The sequence below is a fragment of the Rhizobium sp. AN6A genome, assembly GCF_900215635.1.
GTDB classification, from domain to species: Bacteria; Pseudomonadota; Alphaproteobacteria; order Rhizobiales; family Rhizobiaceae; genus Agrobacterium; species Agrobacterium tumefaciens.
On the sequence record NZ_OCNC01000003.1, the window covers coordinates 541,933 to 561,642 of the forward strand.

At 57.8% G+C, this 19,710-nt stretch carries 19 protein-coding genes; 6 read left to right on the forward strand and 13 right to left on the reverse strand.

Annotation, left to right across the window (positions count from 1 at the left end):
- Positions 1–17: 17 nt before the first annotated feature.
- Genes oppB through CRO62_RS06355 form a run of 3 tightly spaced genes read left to right on the forward strand, consistent with a single transcriptional unit; the run spans position 18 to position 3,676 of the window.
- Complete coding sequence (gene oppB / locus CRO62_RS06345) at positions 18–941, forward strand: oligopeptide ABC transporter permease OppB (protein WP_097099609.1); 924 nt, start codon at positions 18–20, stop codon at positions 939–941.
- The gene (locus CRO62_RS06350) at positions 934–2,064 is read left to right on the forward strand and encodes an ABC transporter permease (RefSeq protein ID WP_097099610.1); all 1,131 of its coding nucleotides are present in this window, start codon (positions 934–936) and stop codon (positions 2,062–2,064) included. The genes oppB and CRO62_RS06350 overlap by 8 nt, the downstream gene beginning before the upstream one ends.
- 1 nt (position 2,065) lies before the next feature.
- Positions 2,066–3,676, forward strand: a complete 1,611-nt coding sequence (locus tag CRO62_RS06355) for an ABC transporter ATP-binding protein (protein ID WP_154964783.1) — start codon at positions 2,066–2,068, stop codon at positions 3,674–3,676.
- A 173-nt stretch (positions 3,677–3,849) separates the two neighbouring features.
- Here CRO62_RS06355 and CRO62_RS06360 read toward each other — a convergent pair whose 3' ends face one another.
- Positions 3,850–4,686: a helix-turn-helix domain-containing protein gene (locus CRO62_RS06360; RefSeq protein WP_097099611.1), complete on the reverse strand. Its 837-nt coding sequence runs from the start codon at positions 4,684–4,686 to the stop codon at positions 3,850–3,852.
- 135 nt (positions 4,687–4,821) lie between these two features.
- Between CRO62_RS06360 and CRO62_RS06365 the strand changes: the two genes are divergently transcribed.
- On the forward strand, positions 4,822–5,865 hold the full coding sequence (locus CRO62_RS06365) for a fatty acid desaturase (RefSeq protein ID WP_097099612.1): 1,044 nt from the start codon (positions 4,822–4,824) through the stop codon (positions 5,863–5,865).
- 20 nt (positions 5,866–5,885) lie between these two features.
- On the forward strand, positions 5,886–6,632 hold the full coding sequence (locus CRO62_RS06370) for a phosphate/phosphite/phosphonate ABC transporter substrate-binding protein (protein WP_097099613.1): 747 nt from the start codon (positions 5,886–5,888) through the stop codon (positions 6,630–6,632).
- Between the two features lie 23 nt (positions 6,633–6,655).
- Here the strand turns inward: CRO62_RS06370 and CRO62_RS06375 are convergent, their stop codons facing one another.
- From CRO62_RS06375 to CRO62_RS06400, 6 genes are all read right to left on the reverse strand, one after another.
- On the reverse strand, positions 6,656–8,146 hold the full coding sequence (locus CRO62_RS06375; protein ID WP_097099614.1) for an HAL/PAL/TAL family ammonia-lyase: 1,491 nt from the start codon (positions 8,144–8,146) through the stop codon (positions 6,656–6,658).
- A gap of 79 nt (positions 8,147–8,225) precedes the next feature.
- On the reverse strand, positions 8,226–8,969 hold the full coding sequence (hutC, locus tag CRO62_RS06380; RefSeq protein WP_097100406.1) for a histidine utilization repressor: 744 nt from the start codon (positions 8,967–8,969) through the stop codon (positions 8,226–8,228).
- 104 nt (positions 8,970–9,073) lie between these two features.
- Positions 9,074–9,988 carry an ABC transporter substrate-binding protein gene (locus CRO62_RS06385; protein ID WP_097099615.1) on the reverse strand — a complete coding sequence of 305 codons (915 nt, stop codon included), beginning with the start codon at positions 9,986–9,988 and terminating at the stop codon, positions 9,074–9,076.
- A gap of 61 nt (positions 9,989–10,049) precedes the next feature.
- Positions 10,050–10,727: an ABC transporter permease gene (locus CRO62_RS06390; RefSeq protein ID WP_003518330.1), complete on the reverse strand. Its 678-nt coding sequence runs from the start codon at positions 10,725–10,727 to the stop codon at positions 10,050–10,052.
- The gene (locus CRO62_RS06395; RefSeq protein ID WP_097099616.1) at positions 10,724–11,374 is read right to left on the reverse strand and encodes an ABC transporter permease; all 651 of its coding nucleotides are present in this window, start codon (positions 11,372–11,374) and stop codon (positions 10,724–10,726) included. Before CRO62_RS06395 ends, CRO62_RS06390 begins: the two co-directional genes overlap by 4 nt.
- Positions 11,371–12,483, reverse strand: a complete 1,113-nt coding sequence (locus tag CRO62_RS06400; RefSeq protein ID WP_097099617.1) for an ABC transporter ATP-binding protein — start codon at positions 12,481–12,483, stop codon at positions 11,371–11,373. The genes CRO62_RS06395 and CRO62_RS06400 overlap by 4 nt, the downstream gene beginning before the upstream one ends.
- Positions 12,484–12,987: 504 nt before the next feature.
- Here CRO62_RS06400 and CRO62_RS06405 point away from each other — a divergent pair.
- Positions 12,988–13,191, forward strand: coding sequence for a cold-shock protein (locus CRO62_RS06405; protein ID WP_003518333.1), 204 nt, complete (start codon positions 12,988–12,990; stop codon positions 13,189–13,191).
- 233 nt (positions 13,192–13,424) lie between these two features.
- On the opposite strand, the gene CRO62_RS06410 is transcribed toward CRO62_RS06405, so the two are convergent.
- The 6 genes from CRO62_RS06410 to CRO62_RS27155 form a co-directional block, all read right to left on the reverse strand.
- A complete protein-coding gene (locus CRO62_RS06410) occupies positions 13,425–14,030 on the reverse strand; it encodes a nucleotidyltransferase family protein (RefSeq protein ID WP_323455478.1) in 606 nt (201 codons plus the stop codon).
- A 32-nt stretch (positions 14,031–14,062) separates the two neighbouring features.
- The gene (locus CRO62_RS06415) at positions 14,063–15,022 is read right to left on the reverse strand and encodes an XdhC family protein (RefSeq protein ID WP_097099619.1); all 960 of its coding nucleotides are present in this window, start codon (positions 15,020–15,022) and stop codon (positions 14,063–14,065) included.
- Complete coding sequence (paoC, locus tag CRO62_RS06420; protein ID WP_097099620.1) at positions 15,012–17,210, reverse strand: aldehyde oxidoreductase molybdenum-binding subunit PaoC; 2,199 nt, start codon at positions 17,208–17,210, stop codon at positions 15,012–15,014. The genes CRO62_RS06415 and paoC overlap by 11 nt, the downstream gene beginning before the upstream one ends.
- Positions 17,211–17,215: 5 nt before the next feature.
- Positions 17,216–18,166, reverse strand: a complete 951-nt coding sequence (locus tag CRO62_RS06425; protein ID WP_097099621.1) for an FAD binding domain-containing protein — start codon at positions 18,164–18,166, stop codon at positions 17,216–17,218.
- Complete coding sequence (paoA, locus tag CRO62_RS06430) at positions 18,163–18,801, reverse strand: aldehyde dehydrogenase iron-sulfur subunit PaoA (protein WP_003518348.1); 639 nt, start codon at positions 18,799–18,801, stop codon at positions 18,163–18,165. Before paoA ends, CRO62_RS06425 begins: the two co-directional genes overlap by 4 nt.
- A 216-nt stretch (positions 18,802–19,017) precedes the next feature.
- A complete protein-coding gene (locus tag CRO62_RS27155) occupies positions 19,018–19,629 on the reverse strand; it encodes a hypothetical protein (protein WP_097099622.1) in 612 nt (203 codons plus the stop codon).
- Positions 19,630–19,710: the final 81 nt, after the last annotated feature.

Below are 19,710 nucleotides of genomic sequence, written 5' to 3' on the forward strand. Positions count from 1 at the left end.
GTCGGGGCCTGAAAATCATGATTTCATTTATCCTGCGCCGTTTGGCGAGCGCCGTGCCGACATTGTTCATCGTCGTCACGATTTCGTTTTTCCTGATGCGTTTCGCACCGGGCGGTCCGTTCAACCTCGAGCGGCCCCTGCCCCCGCAAACCATGGAAAACCTGATGAGAACCTATCATCTGGATGAACCATTGTGGCGCCAGTATCTCATCTATCTCGGCAACGCCGCCACCGGCGATTTCGGTCCGAGCTACATCTACAAGGACAACACCGTCGCCCAGTTGATCGGCAAAGGCCTGCCCTATTCGCTGGAGCTCGGTTGCTATGCTCTTTTGCTGGCGTTGGTCGGCGGCATTCTTGCCGGCACCTTTGCCGCACTCAGACAGAATAGCACCTTCGATTTCTCCATCATGTCCATCTCGACCATCGGCATCACCGTGCCGAACTTCGTCGTCGCACCTGTCCTCACGCTTATCTTCGCCGTCTTGCTGGGGCTTCTGCCCGCAGGTAGCTGGGGTGATGGGTCGCTACGCTATCTCATTCTTCCGATGATCGCGCTCGCCTTGCCGCAGCTTGCGGTTATCGCGCGTCTGACGCGCGGTGCGATGATCGAGGCTCTGCGCATGGACCATATCCGCACCGCCAGGGCCTACGGCCTCCCGGCTCGCAGCGTCGTGGTGGTTCACACCATGCGCGCGGCGATGCTGCCGGTCGTTTCATATCTTGCGCCTTGCGCCGCAGCGCTGCTGACGGGCTCGGCGGTCATCGAGACGATCTTCACCATTCCCGGTGTCGGCCGCTACTTCGTTCTTGGCGCCATCAATCGCGACTACACACTGGTCATGGGAACGGTCGTTCTCATCGCCATTTTTGTGATCCTGTTCAATCTCGTGGTCGATATTCTCTACGGCCTGCTCGATCCGAGGGTCAGACATGACTGATATCTCCGGCAATATCGCCCCTCAGCCATCGGTGAAAAGCCGAAGCCTGTTCCAGCTTGCAGCCCTGCGTTTCAGACGAAACAAGGCCGCCATGGCTGGCTCCATCATGCTTGTGCTGATCACACTTTTCTCATTTATCGGCCCGCATTTCCTTTCACACACCTATGATCAGGTGTTTTCGTCCTACGTCTCCGTCGCGCCAAGCCTCGAGCCGCGCCCCGACGTGAACAACCTCCAAAGCGTCATGGAAGGTGTGGCAGGCCGCGCGCGCGTCGAACTGAAGGAGTTTGCCGTCGAAGGGCAGACCTTCACGGCAACGGTTACCTCCAGCAGCCCAATTGACCCGCGCACGACACGCTATTTCGACCGCGCCAACGAATTCGAAAACACGAAAGTCGTTGCTACGGAAGATGATGGTCGAACACTGAAGCTGGAAGGCGATGTCAATCGCGAATACTTCTTCTTCGGCACAGATTCAAACGGTCGCGACATGCTGGCTCGCGTAATGCTGGGCGGCCAGGTCTCCATTGCCGTCGGCGTTCTCGCCAGCCTCGTTTCGCTCGGCATCGGCGTTCTCTACGGCGCTACGGCGGGTTACATCGGCGGGCGGGTCGACAATGTAATGATGCGTTTCGTCGAGATCCTCTATTCGCTGCCCTTCGTCTTCCTGGTCGTGGTTCTCGTGGTTTTCTTCGGGCGTAGCTTCATCCTGATCTTCCTTGTCATTGGCGCAGTGGAGTGGCTGGATATGGCGCGTATCGTGCGTGGCCAGACGCTTGCCTTGAAACGGCGGGAATTTGTGGCGGCAGCTCAGGCCTTGGGTTTGAGCGACTGGCAGATCATCCGCCGTCACATCATCCCCAACACCATCGGTCCCGTGGTCGTGTTCGTGACGGTCGTCGTCCCGAAAGTCATACTTCTTGAAAGCTTCCTCTCCTTTCTGGGCCTTGGCGTTCAGGCGCCACTCACGAGCTGGGGTGCGCTCATTTCCGAAGGCGCCAACAATATTCAGTCGGCCCCGTGGCTGCTGATATTCCCGGCAATCTTCTTCGTGCTGACGCTTTTTTCGCTGAACTTCGTAGGCGACGGATTGCGTGACGCACTCGATCCCAAGGATCGTTGACATGAATAAGACATCTGAAAACATTCTCACCGTCCGCAATCTCAAGGTCGATTTCACCACTCCAGACGGCACGGTCAACGCCGTCAAAGGTGTCGACCTCCACGTAAAGCAGGGTGAAACGCTCGCTGTCGTCGGGGAATCCGGCTCCGGCAAAAGCCAGACCATGATGGGCATCATGGGCCTCTTGGCTTCCAACGGTGTCATTCAAGGCTCGGCGCAATATCGTGGACGCGAGTTGGTAGGCTTGCCGGTCAACGAGCTGAACAAAATCCGTGGCGCGAAAATCACAATGATTTTCCAGGAGCCGATGACCTCGCTCGATCCGCTTTACAGGATCGGCGCGCAGATCGCCGAACCAATCGTCCATCACCGGGGCGGCAGCAAGAAGGAAGCGAGGGCACGCGTTCTCGAGCTTCTAAAACTTGTCGGTATTCCGGACCCGGAGCGGCGCATCGACAGCTACCCGCATGAGCTTTCAGGCGGCCAGCGCCAACGCGTCATGATCGCCATGGCGCTGGCAAACGAGCCGGATATTCTGATCGCGGATGAGCCAACCACCGCGCTCGACGTGACAATCCAGGCGCAGATCCTCGATCTTCTGAAGTCGTTGCAGCAGCGCTTCGGCATGGCCGTGGTGCTGATAACGCACGATCTCGGTGTCGTCAGGCATTTTGCCGATCGTGTTGCGGTTATGCGCCGAGGCGAGATCGTTGAAACCGGTCCGACGGAAGAGATCTTCGAGCGCCCGCAGGCGGACTATACGAGGATGCTTCTCGATGCCGAACCCAGCGGCCACAAGCCGCCGGTCGGCAAAGAAGCGCCGGTCGTTCTCTCTGGCCAGAACGTGACGATCGATTATGTGATCCCGGGCGGCTTCCTGTCGAAGTCACGGGCTTTTAGGGCCGTGGACAGCGTTAATGTCAGCCTTCATCAAGGGCAGACCATCGGCATCGTCGGTGAATCCGGATCAGGCAAGTCCACGCTCGGTCGCGCGCTTTTGCGCCTTGTCACTGCAGAGGGCCGCATTTTCTTCGGCAAGACGGAAATCACCGGACTGGGCCGAACGGCAATGAGGCCATTGCGGCGGCAGTTGCAGCTTGTGTTTCAGGATCCCTATGGATCTCTCTCGCCAAGGCAGACTGTTGGAGAGATTATCACTGAGGGTCTCTTTGTGCACGACCCAAAGCTCAGCCGCGCGCAGCGCGACGAGCGAGCAATAGAAGCGCTGAAAGAAGTCGGCCTCGATCCCGCCGCCCGCAACCGCTACCCGCACGAGTTTTCAGGCGGGCAACGTCAGCGTATCGCAATTGCCCGCGCGATCATCCTCAAGCCAGATGTCGTCATTCTGGACGAACCTACATCTGCGCTGGACCGATCCATTCAAGGACAAGTTATCGACCTCTTGCGTAATTTGCAGAAAACGCACAACCTTTCCTACATCTTCATCAGCCACGACCTCTCTGTCATCAAGGCCATTTCGGATTATGTCATCGTGATGAGAAACGGGAAGATTGTCGAAGAGGGAGAAACGGACGCGATCTTCGAGCGGCCGGCGGCTGAATATACCAAAACACTGATCAAATCCGCGTTTTCGGCCGAAGTAACATCATAGATTACAGCCCGGCATTGCCGGGCCTTTTCTGGCACCGTTACAAAAGATCCGGTTTGTTGGAGGAGGCCCGTATTTCACGGCCATGGCGGCCTTACTCTCCTGTTCAATCCCGACCATATCGTCACGTAGCAAACCGGTTCGATGATGTGCGAAAGCTGGTACCCGTCACAGGACTAAGCGACTTCCAAATTCATAACAAAATCCGCGGTTTCATGGGCATGAATGCGGGTAAAACGTATCAGCTCGTCGAAGTGACGTTGCATCTTACGGATGGCTTCAGCGTTGTTGAGCACAAGATACATGGCGCCGACGAAAAGTGCTGCCCGTTGCGAACCGAAGATCGTATAGGGCACGGAAAAGCGTTCTTTTTCATTGAAAAGAAACAGCCGGAATGATGGGTATAGCTCGCTGATAAGTCCCGACATATGCTTGAGTTGTTCGGCACGTGTCTCGCGGTCCAAACCGCTCCACATACCGCGCCCCTGCGCAAAGGCTTCCAGCGTTTCGAGCGGCATGCACACTTCCATGTCGGTGCCCGGCTGGCGATTATAATCGAGACGAAACGCCGTCTCGCTGGCCTGCGCCATCACACTCTGATGCGCGCCCATGGCCTCGAAAGCTATGATCTCGGGTGTGCGAAGCAAATCGGGAATGCGTGCCGGAACATAACGGATTTTGGTGCCTGCCGCTTCCGCATGCCACTTCATCAACAGCGTATCCGTATAATCAGCACCGCCCTCCTCGATCTCGAAACTTGGCCGCAATTCCCCCATCAGCCCCTGATCATGGGAAAGACCGAGTAGCCAGTCGAGCGAGACGGAATGTCGCGCGGCGATATTCAGCAGCGTCTCCACACGCGGAAGCCGCGCCGAATCACCGGAAAGCAATTGCGAAAGTGCCGATCGATCAATGCCGATGGCGGCGGCAAAAGACGCCTGGCTGTCTTCTGACCTATTCACCAGCTGGATCAGGCGGGCACGAAACAATTCTGCAAGCGTGCGTTTGTCCACAATTCACCCGTTTGTTTATAATTATCACCATATTGCTTAAACTGTTATCAAAATCAACAGTTGGTCACCATAAACCCGTTGTGGCTGGCTGAGACTGGTGCGACCCTGTGGTATCAGGGGCATCAAGAGTATGAAATGACAGAGATATTGGCAAAGAAGACGGCGCGGCTGACTGGCGTGCGCCGCAGAAGAAAGCGCGACCGAATTGAATGGCCGACCGTCTCGCTGTTGGCGGTCTGTTACGGTCTCTGGATTTTCGCGGGATATTTTCTGTATCCGATGTTTCCAATCGTTTCTCTGGTGCTCATGGGCATTGCGGTTGCTCTGCATTCCTCGCTCCAGCACGAGGTTCTGCATGGGCACCCCACGCGCAATGCACGGCTGAACGAAGCTTTGGTCTTTCTGCCGCTCGGGATTTTCTACCCCTATCGCAGCTACAAGCGCACGCATCTGCAACACCATGCAGACGAGCGTCTGACCGACCCATTCGACGATCCGGAAAGCTATTACCGGGCTATGGGCGACTGGCAAAAGATGCCGTCGTTCCTCAAGGTCCTGCTGGGATGGAACAATACGTTCATCGGGCGTCTGGTCATCGGCCCTCCGCTAATGGTCGTTGGTTTCACGATATCCGAATGGCGCAAGATCGCGCAGGGTGATCGGCGGGTGATCTATGCCTGGACCCTGCATCTTGCCGGACTTGTTCCGACACTGCTGGTCATATCCCTGATTTTCGGCGTTCCAATCTGGCTCTATGTCAGTGTGGCGGCCTATCTGGGCATATCCATCATCGCCATTCGCTCCTATTGCGAACATCAATGGTCAGAACAGCCGGATGGGAGAACGATCATTGTTGAAAACTCCATCCTGGCTCCACTGTTTCTCTATAACAACCTGCATTTCGTGCATCACAAAATGCCGACAGCCGCCTGGTATAAATTGCCCTCCCTCTACAGCGAGAGGCGGGCGGAGTGGCAGAAGATGAATGACGGATATGTGTTCAGCAATTATTTCGAGGTGTTCCGCGCTTTCGCCTTCAAGGCCAAGGAACCGGTAGCGCATCCTGTGTTGAGACGGGACGAGCAAGTTTTAATCGCGTCACCCGTCGTGCCTGCCGCTCTGATTTTTCCTGACCATGCGATGCAGGAACCAGACGTGAGACTGGAAATTCCGTCGTGACATGGATCGCGGCACTGCCAATGTATGACTGGCCCGAACTGCGCAATGAGACGGACAAGCTGTGGGCCAATATGCGCACCCGTTTTTTAGCAGAGGGTATCGACGCTCCCAAAGGCCTCACCCGACGCAACGGCGACATGCCAGCGGTTCCGGGAGGTATTCGTGGAAAGGACGGCGCCATCATTGCCGCAGATCCTGCCACACTCGATCCCGATGCATTGGATCTTGCGGTGCTCTGGCGGCATCCGGCTCTGCTGATCTCCGGCACCTGCTGGGGGCCAATGGAGTTTGGCCTGCAGGATCATGTGCAGGTGATTGGACAGAGCGACTATAACGGCATCAAGGGTGGTGCAGGCGAGTTCTATTCCAGCGCCATCATTGCCCGCATAGCCGACGGTGGAGAGGGTGCTGAACCTTTGAGAACCGGTGAGGCCGCTTTGCCGAAAGGATTTCTTAGCGGGAAAACACTGGCATTCAATGAGCACAAGTCATTATCCGGCTATCTCAGCTTGAAACGTGATCTGGAAGCAGAAGGCGCGGGCCTCGATCTGTTTGAAAACTGTCTTGAGACCGGTGCCCACCGCGCTTCCGTCATTGCCGTGGCCGAGGGCCGGGCGGACATTGCCGCGATCGACTGCAAATCCTGGATGCTTGCGCAACGGCATGAGCCGGCCGCCCGGAGCCTTCACGTTATCGGCTGGACTGCACGGCGCAAAGGCCTGCCCTTCATCCGCGCCAGGGGTATCGATCTGCCTTTCACCATGTAAGGCACGAGCCTTACGGCTTTCAATCACATATCCGGTGGCGAGAGATCACGCAGGAGCAGCCTTGCCTTTTCCATGTCCGCAGACAGGGGCCGGTCATCCGAATAGGGCTGGAGGTGCTCGCGAAGCAGATTATAGACCGCATTTGTTCCGACTGCCCGCCCGGCAACACTTTCCAGGAAATCATGGGCCTGCACCCCGGCCATCCATTCGATGGCCAGAATATATTCGGCATTGTCGAGAACCGCGAGCAGCTTGTTGGCCGCAGCCGTGGGATGAGAGAGGAAATCCTCCTGTAATCCCGATGTCAGCCCTCCATCTGTGGAGGCAGGCGCGGAAAGACGTCTGCTATCGCCGACAAGAGCTGCGGCCGTATATTGCGCGATCATGAAACCTGAATGGCTTCCGGCATCGGTCGCCAGAAATGGCGGCAGACCACTCACCAGAGGATTGACCAGCCTGTCGATCCGGCGCTCGCTCATGGAGGCAATCTGTGCAATGGCGATGGCAAGACTGTCTGCCGCCTGCCCCAATGCCGGGGCAACGGCATGAGCCTCCGACGAGACGATGGGTTGCTCGGGCGTGCCAAGGATCGCGGGATTATCGGTGACGGATGCGAGCTCTCGGTCGACGATGGAGGCGCAGGCATCGAAGATATCGCGCGCAGCACCATGCGCATGCGGCACGGCACGCAGGCTTAGCGCGTCCTGCGTCCGCCTGCCATGAGCAGCGGCAACCAGCCCACTGCCTTCAAGCCTGGAGCGCAGAGCAGCCCCTACGGCCGCGATTCCCTTCGAGGGACGCAGCGCGAGAACCGTCTCGTTAAAAGCGTCGATCTGGCAGCCTGCTGCTTCAAGCGTCAGCGCCGCTATGGCATCGGCCCAATCTAGCAGGTGATTGGCCCGCGCGAGTGCCATGCAGAACAGACCGGTCGCGCAGGCCGTACCATTGACGAGGCTCAGTCCTTCCTTGGCACCCAGCACGATGGGTTGAAGTCCCATTGCCGTCAGGGCATCCCGTCCACTCATAACGCGCCCGCCGAGCCGGGCCTGGCCCTCTCCGATCATAACAAGCGCAACATGCGCGTTGTGCACCAGATAGCCCGCCGATCCGCGGGACGGCACGTCGGGGATACAATCCTGTTCCAGAAACGTCGACAGATGCGAGACGATCTCGCGTCGGACACCGGAGTGCCCATGGGCGAAATTGGCGATCTGCGCCGCCATGATTGCCCGAACTTCGCGAGGATCCAACAACGGGCCGACACCGCAGGCATGGCTGAGAATAATGGATCTCGAAAGCCGACCCTGCGCGGTGCGATCCACCACAGTGTCCGACAGTGCACCGACCCCGGTATTGATGCCATAGGCGCGCACACCGCTTTCGACGATGCTGTCAACGATCTGGCTCGCCCGGTCAATCCGCAGATAGGCCGCGTCTGACACACGCAGTGCCTCGCCCTTGCCGATATCGGCAACATCGCGCCAACTCAATCCATCATCCAGTAGAACAGTCATGACGTTTTCCTATGATGCAGAAACGGCTGCGAGGAGCGGGAATTTTCCATCTTGAATACTGCCGGCGTTCGCTGGTGTCTCAATTACTGCTGTAAAGACGATAGCGGCTGCCGGGATAAAGGAGGCGGACGGAAGACACGATCCCCTTTGTCGACCATGTGCGACGACGCACGAGCAGGCATGGTTCCGTCTTGGAAATAGCCAGCAGCTTGCATTCCCAGGGCTGTGCGCTGACCGCCTCGATATGCTGCTCGGCTTTCACGATCGGTGCCACTCGCGTGAGATAACCGTTGGGTGTTACGAGGTTGAAATCCTGTTTGATGTAATCGGGCGCGCAGTCCGAATTGACGAAACGATCCTCGATTTGCATTGGCACGCCATCTTCCGCATGCACAATGATCGAGTGCGCAGCAAGGTTGCCAGCCGGAACAGCGAGCGCTTCGGCAAGATCTGGATCGCAGGTTTCGATGTGAAGAAGTATGACCCGCGCGCTGTGAACACCGCCGTTGCGTGTTATTTCTTCGGCAATGTTGGGCACGCTCTGGAACTGCGATGTGCGCTTCTTGGACGCAACGAACGAACCTTTGCCGCGTACACGCACCACAAGCCCTTCGTCGGCCAACTCACGCAAAGCGCGGTTGGCCGTCATCCGGCTGACACCGAGAATATCGACCAGCTCGTTTTCCGACGGAACACGTTGACCGATCTTCCACTCACCCGCCTCGACGCGGCTGCGGACATAGTCCTTGAGCTTTACATAGAGCGGTGAATTCTGGTCTTCGGTGCCCTGCGCGTCATGAGCGTTCTCAGATATCGGCGACATCACTTCCCGGAAAATCTTTCTGTCGTGATCCATAGCTATGACGTCACCAATACGCAGGGTTGTCGGCAAAGGGCGGGGCAATGCCACGCCCTTTGCCGATGGATTCAGTTCAATTTGTGTTCGGCCAGCCAGTCGCCCGCCACGACATCAAAACTGTCGTGATTGGCCAGACGACCGTTCATAACGACGAGATCTTTCGTCGTCAGGGCGGCGGAAACAGCATCGAGAGTGCTTGTCACAATGTCGCTAACTTTCGGTGTGGCAATCACTGGTACGATGTTCTGGGCAGGAAAGAGGTTCTTGACGTCTTCAAGCACGATGAGGTCGTTTGCAGCGATGGCCGGATCGGTCGAGAACAGGTTTGCAGCATGGACCTGACCGTTGATGAGTGCCGAAAGGGTCAGCGGGCCACCGACGTCAAGCGACTTGAACGACTGGAACTCGAGGCCATAAAGTTCCTTCAGACCGATAATGCCTTCCTTGCGCGTTTTCCATTCCGGTGGACCGCCAAGTACGAGCTGCGAGGCTACGGGTGCGAGATCGGCAATCGTCGTCAGCTTGTATTTGTCAGCGGTCGCGCGCGTCACAGCCACGCTATCGGAATCCTGTGCTGCAGAGGGTGTCAGCATCGAGACGCCTTTCGGCAGAGCCGCCTTGAGCGCGGCGGCCACATCGCTTGGCGAATGGGCCGTGGCGTTCTTGTCGAGATAGCTCAGCGTCGCACCTGCATATTCCGGCAACAGATCGATTGATCCGTCGAGCAACGCAGGGATATAGACTTCGCGGCTCCCGATGCTCAACTTCGTTTCGACGGCAACACCCTTGGCGGCAAGGGCCTTGGCGTAGATCGTCGCCAGAAGCTGGCTTTCGGGGAAGTCGGCGGAACCGACGATGATTGTCGTCGTATCGGTTCGCGGAGTGGCTGGCGCGGCCAGCGGATTGCTTTGCGCCAATGCCGAAGCAGCGGAAATTGCCATGAGCGCAAATGCGCTGGCGGCAGTGATGATCCTGAATGCCATGCGAGCTTCTCCTTTATGTTGAAACAGTCGTGGAATAGAAAACCGCGTTATTTTAAAACCTCTACCGCTTTGCTCGACGCGTCAGGCCTGGTGATACGGTGACCCTCGATATGACGCCGATGATCAGATCCACGGTCAGGGCCAACGCGCCGACGAGAACGGCACCTGCGGCCATCTGATAATAATCGTTCTGCGCCCGCCCATCGATGATCAGGCGACCGAGACCACCAAGAGAAACATAAGCGGCGATGGTTGCGGTCGAGATGATCTGAAGCGTGGCGCTGCGCAGACCGGAAAAGATCAACGGCAGAGCGCAGGGCAGTTCCACATCGAACAGAATATCGAGCGGACGTTTCCCCATGCCTCTTGCAGCATCCACCGCAGCGGGATCCACCGCCGCGATACCGGCGTAACTGCCAGTCATGATCGGCGGCACGGCCAGAAGCACGAGCACGATAAGGCTGGGTACGATAAAAGCCATATCGGATGCGAAAACGGGGCCAAAAACAATCACAAGAAGCGCGATCAGGCCAAGGCTTGGAAGGGAGCGCAGCGCATTTGCAAGACCCGCAATGAAGACGACACCGCGTCCCGTGTGCCCCACATAAAGCCCAACCGGCAAGCCAATCAGACAGGCGAGAAAAAGGGCCGCAAAGCTGTAAGCCAGATGCTGACCGACGAGAACGATGACACCATCACTCCCTGTCCAGTGAGCGGGATCGCTAAACCATTCGATCATCGCGCGGCACTCCCTGGCTGCCACGGCGTCAGGCGGCGTGAAATGAACAGCACAAGCCCGTCCAGCAAGGCTGCGAGAAGCACGCAGAGTACGATGCCTGCTATGATCGGCGTCAGGAACCGCAGTTGAAGCCCCTGCGTGAAGAGCAGACCAAGTTGCGGCGTTCCAACCAGTGCCGCTACGGAAACGATGCTGACATTGGAAACCACGGCCACACGCAATCCGGCGGCAATCACAGGGACCGCGAGCGGTAGCTCCACCATCACCAGACGCGCAACCTGTCTGTAGCCCATGGCATTCGCCGCCTGGAGGACGTCTGGCGAAACCGATTCCAAACCATCGTTCACTGTTCGCACCAGAAGCGCCAACGCGTAGATCGTCAGCGCGACGACGACGTTTAGCGGATCGAGTATACGGGTGCCGAGCACCAGCGGCAGCAGGACGAACAGCGCAAGCGACGGAATTGTGTAAAGAAGCCCGGCAACCCCCAGCAGGGTCGAGCGGAATAAACCGGCCCGCTGCGCAATCCAGCCGAGCGGCAACGCAAGAAGCAGGCCGATCACCACCGGGATGACCGAAAGGCCGAGATGCCAGATGAAAAGCTCGAAAATTCGCCCGGATTCCCGGTAGAGCCAATCGAACTTCATGGCTGACCTCCGAAGCGACCGACTCGCGCGGCTTCGATGGCTTTGGCGACATCAGAGAGTGTGACGGTGCCGACAAGCTGGCCCGTTGACCCTACGATGACCCCGCGGCCGGAGGGCGAACTCAACGCTGCATCGAGCACATGGCGCAAACTGCTGCCTTCCGGCGCCAGCGTACCACTGAGATTGAGATCTCCCTCACGCAGTGGCTGCCTGAGACCCTGCGCATCGGCCCACCCGATGGGACGATGTTCGGCGTCAGTCACCAGAACCCAGCGGTCCGTTGCAACGCCACGAAGGCTGTCCGGTGTTGCGCCGAGCAAGGTTGTCGGCTCCGCACCAAGAGGGACTGCACCATCAAATTCGGCGAAACTCAGGAAGCGATACCCTCTGTCCCGGCCGATAAAGTCCGCCACGAAGGCATCTGCCGGGCGCGCCAGCAATTCCTCTGGAGTGGCGATCTGCGCAAGCGTTCCGCCGGCACGCAAAACAGCAACCTGGTCGCCAAGCTTCAACGCCTCGTCTATATCGTGCGTCACCATGATGATGGTCTTGCCAATCTCACGCTGCAAGCGGAGAAATTCGTCCTGCAACTGTGTGCGAACGACGGGATCGACAGCACTGAAGGGTTCGTCCATCAGCATGAACTTGGGATCGGAAGCGAGTGCACGTGCAACGCCGACGCGTTGCTGCTGGCCACCCGAAAGCTGCCACGGATAGCGATCGGCAAAGGCGGCGGTCAGCCCTACACGCTCAAGCAACTCATGCGCCGTGCGCAGTGCTTTTTCCTTTGGCGCCCCGTTTAGCCGCGCAGTGGTCGCTATGTTCTGAACAACGGTGCGATGGGGGAAAAGCCCGGCATGCTGGATGACATAACCGATACGACGGCGCAGCAGTGCCACGTCCATGCCATCTGTCGGTTCGCCGTCAAGAAGGATCGAACCGGACGATTGTACGATCAACCTATTGATCATCCGCAAGGATGTGGTTTTGCCGCAACCCGAAGGGCCGACGAACACGGTCAGCTTGCCGTTTGGCGCCGTCAGGGACAAACCGTTTACGGCAGTAGCCGCGCCCGCATATTGCTTGGTGACGTTGTCGAAGACGATCATGCAAATCTCTCCTGCGCTCTGTCTGCGCCTTCAGGCTCGGCAACTGTGATGACTGCCTAGGTTGTCTATACAAGCACGCAAATAGCGCGTCCGCAAGATAGATCGATGAAAATATCCGCAACCCTGGAAACGACTAAACTTTAAGCATGTTGACCGCTATAAAGACGTTGTATGCACATAGAGCAAGCGATCTCGGCGGCCGCAACTCTCTACGCCTTCAAACTGCGCTGCTTTGCCGACCAAGATCAGGCCCGCTCAACACGACAAATTTGTTCATAAGCAACTCGTTGCTTCGATTTTTTGTGCGCGGGAGCACAATGGAAATACGAATTAAATCGTGCTGAAATTCAACAGATCGCTTGCTGATCGTGACTGAGACCGCAAAACAGGCGTTTTTGAAAGCCACTCATCCACGGCGACTTGGCTCGAGAAGGCCATAAAGCCTTGTGGCCAAGGCCATCGAACAATAGTATTACCGCGTCGTATTCAATTAACGAGGATAACATGGCAACAGGTACCGTCAAATTTTTCGCACAGGACAAGGGCTTCGGCTTCATCACTCCGGACAACGGCGGCCCGGACGTCTTCGTCCACATCTCGGCCGTAGGGTTTGGTGGTTCTCTTCAGGATGGCCAGAAGGTCAGCTACGATGTGGGACAGGACCGCAAGACTGGAAAGTCCAAGGCCGAGAACGTCAGCCTCATCTGATCAGCGTCTCTTGGCTCCGCGATTACTCGCGGGGCCAAATCCATCCTTACTCCCGCTGACCTTAGGCTGTTTCCACCCCGTCGCTCCCAATCCGTGCCAAGCTGGCTGCAAAAACTTCGGCGTCGATGGGGCGGCCGAAAAGGTAGCCTTGGCCGACCGGACAGCCCATTTCGCGAAGCATTGCGTGCATGTCCGGCACGAGCCCGTCCTAGAGGCAGCAGAAACCTCGATGATCAGCCGATTTCTGGATGGCCACCTAAAGCAACGAGCTGCTCTGTGTTGTCTATGTCCACCTTGGCGCTTTCGCCGATCTCGATGTCGATGACGTCGAGACCACATTGCGTGATTATCTTGCGCGCGCCGCTGTCGCCTATAAGCTCCATGAGCTGCGGGAATGCTGCGCGAGGAAAGACAACCGGGTTTCCCGGATCTCCGCCACACACCGCGCGGATAATCGCCTTTCCGTTTCTTTCCGCAAAAGCGCCGATGAGTGCGTCAATATCCGCAGGTTCAAGCAGCGGCATATCCGCAAGCATGATCATAATCCCATCAGGATCTTGCAAGGCGGCGTGTTGAACGCCAAGCACGATCGAGCTTGCCATCCCGTCATCGAAGTTGGAGTTTCTCGCGATGTTCAGGTCGAGCCCTGCAATTTCGGCCTCGACGTCCGAGCTTCGGTATCCGGTCACAACAACCACAGAACGACTGCCGGCCCCAACAGCTGCCAATGCGGCCCGACGAACCAGGCTGGTTCCCCCAAAACGCGCAAGAAGCTTGTGCCCGGCACCCGCCATCCTGCTCGATCGGCCAGCGGCCAGGACAACCACGGCAACTGACACTCGCCTATCTCCTGCCGCTTCCACACCGAACCTCACGCATAGAGGGACAAGCGGCTCGCCGCGATGTCGGCAAGGATGGACAGGGCAAGAGAGTTCGCATCGCGGGTTGGCCCGAAAAGCCCGATCGGCGCCCTTATCCGATCAGTATCTGCCCGGGAGAAACCGGAGCTGACAAGGAAATCGACCCGTCTACGGTGTGTACGGGTGCTCCCCAAGGCGCCGACGTAAAACGCGGGTGACCGTAACGCGGCTTGCAGAACGACCTGCTCTGCATCGAGGTCGTGATGGAGAAGAACAATGGCGGTGTACTGATCGATATCGGGCACAACTTTTTCGCTCGCTGTGCAGGCTACAACCTCGTAGCCGGAAGATTGGGCTATATCAGCGACCCTCTCGGCCTCTATACTTTGACCGGATATCACGACACGCGTGCGCGGCCGATAGACCGTGAAAAAGCGGTCGTCGGCGTAACCGGCCCGCGATGGCGGCTCGACGATCTCGAGCTGTTGGGTATCCCTCGCGTAGCACAGGCCCGTGGTCCGGCGCTGATAAAGCTGCTCAAGAACGCCGCTCAACATCTCGGTATTTTGCAGCACGTGGATCGACACGGTAATTCCACCACCGCACGGCAGGGCGATGTCGAAAAAGGGTGAGCCTAATCCGAACTTCACCTCCCTATCTCTGTTCTCGCCTATTGCGTCGAGCGCCTCGGAAGCGACAGCTGCCTCGATGCAGCCCCCAGACACATAGCCACAAAAACGACCATCGGCCGCAACGGCGACATGGGAGCCAAGCGCACGCGCCGCTCCCCCGCGAATTTCGACAAGGGTGGCAAGTGCCACCCTGCCCTTTGCAAGCTCCCTTATCGCAAAGCCAAATATTTCTTTCGTGTCATCGGTGAGCAACGACCTGACCGGCGTCGGCTTTGTCGCAGCTTGGATATCCTCCTGAGGACAGATATCCGTGAGGGCGGCGATGTCGTCATGCAACATCCGGCAGCCCGCCTATGATCTTGTCGAGGGTCACAGGATAGTGACGCACCCTCACCCCGGTGGCATTGTAGATTGCGTTGGCGACGGCCGCAGAAACCCCGCAGAGACCAAGCTCGCCAACGCCCTTGGCCTTCATAGGCGACGACATGGGGTCTGCTTCGTCCATGAAAATCACTTCCTGATGGGGAATGTCGGCATGCACCGGAACTTCGTAGCCAGCAAGATCGTGGTTGACGAAGAAGCCTTGCTTCGTATCGACCGCCAACTCCTCGGACAGGGCTCCACCCACACCCATTGTCATGGCACCAATAACCTGGCTGCGCGCTGTTATCGGGTTCAGGATCCGTCCGGCCGCACAGACGGCCAGCATGCGTCGAATGCGCGTTTCACCCGTGGCCACGTCAACACCGACTTCCACGAAATGGGCACCGAACGTTGACTGTTGATGGGCTTCGGAAAGATCGCCCCATTCCATTCCATCCTCGCCAACAAGACCGTTTGGCGCAGCCGCCTCCGTAAGCGCTACCGAACGGTTTCCTGATCGAACCTGTCCATTCTCGAACACGACGTCGTCAGTGTTAAAGCCGAGTTTCTGCGCCACCGCCTCACGAAGCTTCACGCAGGCCGCGTAGACGCCCGAGGTAGAACAGTTCGCGCCGAACTGCCCGCCCGACCCCGCCGAAACCGGAAAGCGGGAATCGCCCAGCTGAACGGCCACTCGATCGACCGGCAGGCCCAGCATCTCAGCTGCTGTTTGTGCGATGATGGTATAGCTGCCGGTCCCGATATCCGTCATATCGGTTTCAACCGTTGCAATGCCGTCCGCGCCGAGCCGAACCCTTGCTGCGGATGGGAGGAGAAGATTGTTTCGCAAAGCGGCTGCGACACCCGATCCGATCAGCCAGTTTCCTTCTCGTCGGGAACCCGGCTTGCCGCGCTGGTTCCAGCCAAACCGTTCCGCCCCGAGCTTCAGACAGCCGACCAGGTTCCTTTGGGTAAAAGCGCGCTCTGGCTTCTCAGGGTCGACCTGGGTGTCATTGAGTATCCGAAACTCGACCGGATCGACGCCCACCTTTTCGGCTATCTCGTCTATGGCGATCTCGAGAGCCATCAACCCCGGCGCTTCGCCGGGCGCCCGCATCGCATTGCCTTCGGGCAAATGAAGCGTGGCCAGTCTCATGGCAGTCATCCGGTTCTCACCCGCGTAGAGCAGTCGTGTCTGATTGACAGCCGTTTCCAGCTGGCCCCCAGGCTGGTCACCCGACCAGCTTTCGTGAGCAATCGCGGTGATTTTTCCGTCCTGTGTCGCTCCAATGCGAATACGCTGGATCGTCGCCGGCCGATGCGTCGTGTTGTTCGCTATGAACGGACGGGGAAGCGCGACCTTGACCGGGCGTCCAGTAGCCTTTGCTGCAAAGGCAGCAAGCACCGCGTCGGCTCGCAAGAAAAGCTTACCCCCGAAACCCCCGCCTATGAATGGCGACATCAAATGGATATTGTCCTTGTCGATACCGAGTGTAGTCGCCAGATCGGATCGCCACCAATCGATCATCTGGCTGGACGTCCAAACGGTCAGTTTATCGCCATGCCACGCAGCGATGGAAGCATGCGGTTCCATCATGGAGTGTGACTGATCTGGCGTGGTATAACTCTCGTCGAGAGTGACCGGTGCGCTCTTGAAGGCCCCCTCGAAATCACCGACTGCCGTGTCGGGCAGCTGCTTCTCGTCGGGCTTGACCGCACTGTCCTTGGCCTTCTTGAGATCGAAGCTCCCGGGCGCAGTTTCATATTCTACTGTTACCAGCGAAGCTGCGGCGCGCGCCTGCTCGAAGGTTTCTGCGACGACTACCGCCACGGCCTGGTGATAGTGCTGGACTTCATCGCCACCAAAAAGATTGGCTGTGTTGAATTTGCCCTTCTCGCGCTTGCCCACGTCCAAGGTGGTGACTACCGTCAAAACGCCGGGGGACCGCTTTGCGGCGTCGGTCGATATCGACCGGATACGGCCCTTCGCAATAGAGGCACCGACCGGATACCCGTAGGCGTAAGGAATGTTCGGATCATGCCATTCGTAGGCATACATTGCTCGGCCCGTCGTTTTCTCTTGGCCGTCAATGCGGGGGATAGGCTGACCGACGACTTTCATCCGGTCGATGGGATTGTTGATTGCAGGTGTGTCGAATTTCATGGTCGTTATCCCCTTGCCTCTGCGATCACCGCACCGATCGTTCGTTCCACGAGGGTTATCTTGAAGCGATTTTGCTCCGTCGGGCGAGCGTCGCCGAGAAGTGCCGCACTTGCGGCTTTTGCACCGCTCTTCAGCTCCTGGTCACCTGAGCCTGTTCGCCAGGGCTTGTGAGCGACGCCACCGACAGCCACGCGGCCGGTGCCATCCGGCTGGATCACCGCAGCGACGGATACGAGCGCAAACGCGTAGGAGGCCCGATCGCGCACCTTGCGATAGATATGCTTGCCCCCAATTGGCTTCGGCAGCGTGACCGTAGTTATGAACTCGCCCGGCTCCAGGACCGTCTCGATGTGTGGGGTATCGCCGGGAAGCCTGTGAAAGTCTGCGATCGGGATTGCGCGGCTACGGCCGTCGCCATTGACCGTTTCGACGGTTGCGTCGAGCGCCCTCATCGCAACAGCCATGTCGCTGGGATGAGTGGCGATACAGGATTCGCTGCTTCCGACGACTGCATGCTGTCGCGAAAAACCGCCAAGGGCAGAACATCCGCTTCCCGGCTGCCGCTTGTTGCACGGTTGGTTGGTGTCATAGAAATACGGACAGCGCGTGCGTTGGAGGAGATTGCCCGCGGTGGTGGCCTTGTTTCGCAGTTGACCAGACGCCCCGGCGACGAGGGCGCGAGTAAGCAAACCATAGTCACGACGGACAGTCTCGTCGCTTGCCAGATCGGTATTGCGGACCAGAGCCCCTATGCGCAGACAGCCATCAGAGGTGGTTTCGATCTTGTCGAGACCAACTCCATTGATGTCGATGAGATGCGCCGGGTGCTCGATCTCCAGCTTCATCAAGTCCAGGATATTTGTCCCGCCGGCGATGAATTTGGCTTCCGGATTGGCTGCTGCCGCTTTCGCTGCCGCCTGAGCCGTTGTGGCTCGCTCGTATGTGAAGGCTCTCATGCTTCGATCCCCCCGACTTCGGCAATTGCATCGAGAATGTTCGAGTAGGCGCCGCATCGACAGATGTTTCCGCTCATTCGTTCCCGAACTTCTGCCGCGGTGACTTCCACCTTTGCGGAAATGTCTGCAGTGGCGTGGCTTGGGATATTCGACTTGATTTCCTCCAAGACCGCCACGGAGGAACAGATTTGTCCGGGAGTACAATAACCACACTGAAAACCGTCGTGTTTGATGAATGCGGCTTGCATGGGATGCAGGTTTCCAGGTTGTCCGAGGCCCTCGATGGTGGTGACCTCGTCACCGTCGTGCATCACCGCCAACGTCAGGCACGAATTGATCCGGCGTCCATCCACCATCACGGTACAAGCGCCACACTGGCCGTGATCGCAGCCTTTCTTTGTGCCGGTTAGATGAAGGTGCTCGCGCAAGGCGTCGAGCAAGCTCGTGCGATTGTCGAGTTCGAGATCATGCATCTCGCCGTTCACTTTGAAGGAAACACTTGTCTTGAAATTCATTTCTTCCCCCGAGGACTGTGCTGCGGCTCCTTTTGCCGCAACTCCCGTGACAGCAATTGCCGCCGCCGAGGAAACAAGTAAGTCCCGCCGCGAAAGTTCCAAATGTGAGTGATCTCTCATCTCCAGCTCCATTCGTTGTTGATGGCCTGGCGCATTCGGAGAAACGCCATATCTCAACATAGGGAGGTAAAAGAAGATGATTAGATGCGCCTTTTCGCTAACACTTATTAGCGAGGCTCATAAATCGGCATAAGCGATCCATGGGGCAGCCACCGTCAGCCGCCCACTGTCACCCAGGCTCTCTTTCGAGAGAGAGTAGACCACACGATCATAAAACTAACGCATCTGGCAGAGTTGCGACAATTGCGACCCCGTCCAGCGCCTCGCGAGTTCGCTGGCATCCACCGTGCCGGGCAGGAGGCTTCCCAGCTCACCGCCGATCTGAATTTGAGCATCGGTGATTTTGCATGCTCTTTCGTTGACTGAAACGATCACCGCAATCTCCGACTGCATCGGTGGCATCTCGAAAAGCGCGTCGGGAGGGCTTTCGCAAGTAACGATAGCCGTAGCTCTGAGAGTGGAGTTTTGGTCCGCGCCACGGCAAAGTTCTGCGGATTGCACGTGGAAACTGCGAGTTTGGTTGGGTCCGGCTGGGAGCTGCTCACAAACCTGTGCTGAGGAAACTGCCCCTGCAATGATCGGCCATTCAGGCCGCCCAACCAGAGAAAAGCAATTTGCGAAAACGGGGGCGGCTGAGGCGACGAGCGACGCCATACATACAAACAGCGCTGGGATAGGATGTTTCACGGTGCCACGCTCCTCCACGTCTTTCAGACAGTTGTAAAGCTGGATTGCGGCTTTTTCGCTTCGAATGCAGCAAGAGCCGGTTAATCGATCCGTATATGCGCCGTTTGGTCGCGCCTTTCTGGCGGGGAGGATGGCCGACATCCATCTGGTACCTTTTCACGACAACGGATGAATGAGAAAAGTTTAGTCGGCTCCAAGTTTCCTGCGTCAAATGGCATAAAA

What these genes read in the sequence shown, in the direction of transcription:
- paoA (WP_003518348.1), bottom strand. Translation starts at nt 18,801, where the DNA reads ATGAGAGATCACTCACATTTGGAACTTTCGCGGCGGGACTTACTTGTT.
- hutC (WP_097100406.1), bottom strand. Translation starts at nt 8,969, where the DNA reads ATGTCGCCGATATCTGAGAACGCTCATGACGCGCAGGGCACCGAAGAC.
- CRO62_RS06400 (WP_097099617.1), bottom strand. Translation starts at nt 12,483, where the DNA reads ATGATCGTCTTCGACAACGTCACCAAGCAATATGCGGGCGCGGCTACT.
- oppB (WP_097099609.1), top strand. Translation starts at nt 18, where the DNA reads ATGATTTCATTTATCCTGCGCCGTTTGGCGAGCGCCGTGCCGACATTG.
- CRO62_RS06370 (WP_097099613.1), top strand. Translation starts at nt 5,886, where the DNA reads ATGTATGACTGGCCCGAACTGCGCAATGAGACGGACAAGCTGTGGGCC.
- CRO62_RS06425 (WP_097099621.1), bottom strand. Translation starts at nt 18,166, where the DNA reads ATGAGAGCCTTCACATACGAGCGAGCCACAACGGCTCAGGCGGCAGCG.
- CRO62_RS06350 (WP_097099610.1), top strand. Translation starts at nt 934, where the DNA reads ATGACTGATATCTCCGGCAATATCGCCCCTCAGCCATCGGTGAAAAGC.
- CRO62_RS06355 (WP_154964783.1), top strand. Translation starts at nt 2,066, where the DNA reads ATGAATAAGACATCTGAAAACATTCTCACCGTCCGCAATCTCAAGGTC.
- paoC (WP_097099620.1), bottom strand. Translation starts at nt 17,210, where the DNA reads ATGAAATTCGACACACCTGCAATCAACAATCCCATCGACCGGATGAAA.
- CRO62_RS06405 (WP_003518333.1), top strand. Translation starts at nt 12,988, where the DNA reads ATGGCAACAGGTACCGTCAAATTTTTCGCACAGGACAAGGGCTTCGGC.
- CRO62_RS06375 (WP_097099614.1), bottom strand. Translation starts at nt 8,146, where the DNA reads ATGACTGTTCTACTGGATGATGGATTGAGTTGGCGCGATGTTGCCGAT.
- CRO62_RS27155 (WP_097099622.1), bottom strand. Translation starts at nt 19,629, where the DNA reads ATGTCGGCCATCCTCCCCGCCAGAAAGGCGCGACCAAACGGCGCATAT.
- CRO62_RS06385 (WP_097099615.1), bottom strand. Translation starts at nt 9,988, where the DNA reads ATGGCATTCAGGATCATCACTGCCGCCAGCGCATTTGCGCTCATGGCA.
- CRO62_RS06390 (WP_003518330.1), bottom strand. Translation starts at nt 10,727, where the DNA reads ATGATCGAATGGTTTAGCGATCCCGCTCACTGGACAGGGAGTGATGGT.
- CRO62_RS06415 (WP_097099619.1), bottom strand. Translation starts at nt 15,022, where the DNA reads ATGTTGCATGACGACATCGCCGCCCTCACGGATATCTGTCCTCAGGAG.
- CRO62_RS06365 (WP_097099612.1), top strand. Translation starts at nt 4,822, where the DNA reads ATGACAGAGATATTGGCAAAGAAGACGGCGCGGCTGACTGGCGTGCGC.
- CRO62_RS06395 (WP_097099616.1), bottom strand. Translation starts at nt 11,374, where the DNA reads ATGAAGTTCGATTGGCTCTACCGGGAATCCGGGCGAATTTTCGAGCTT.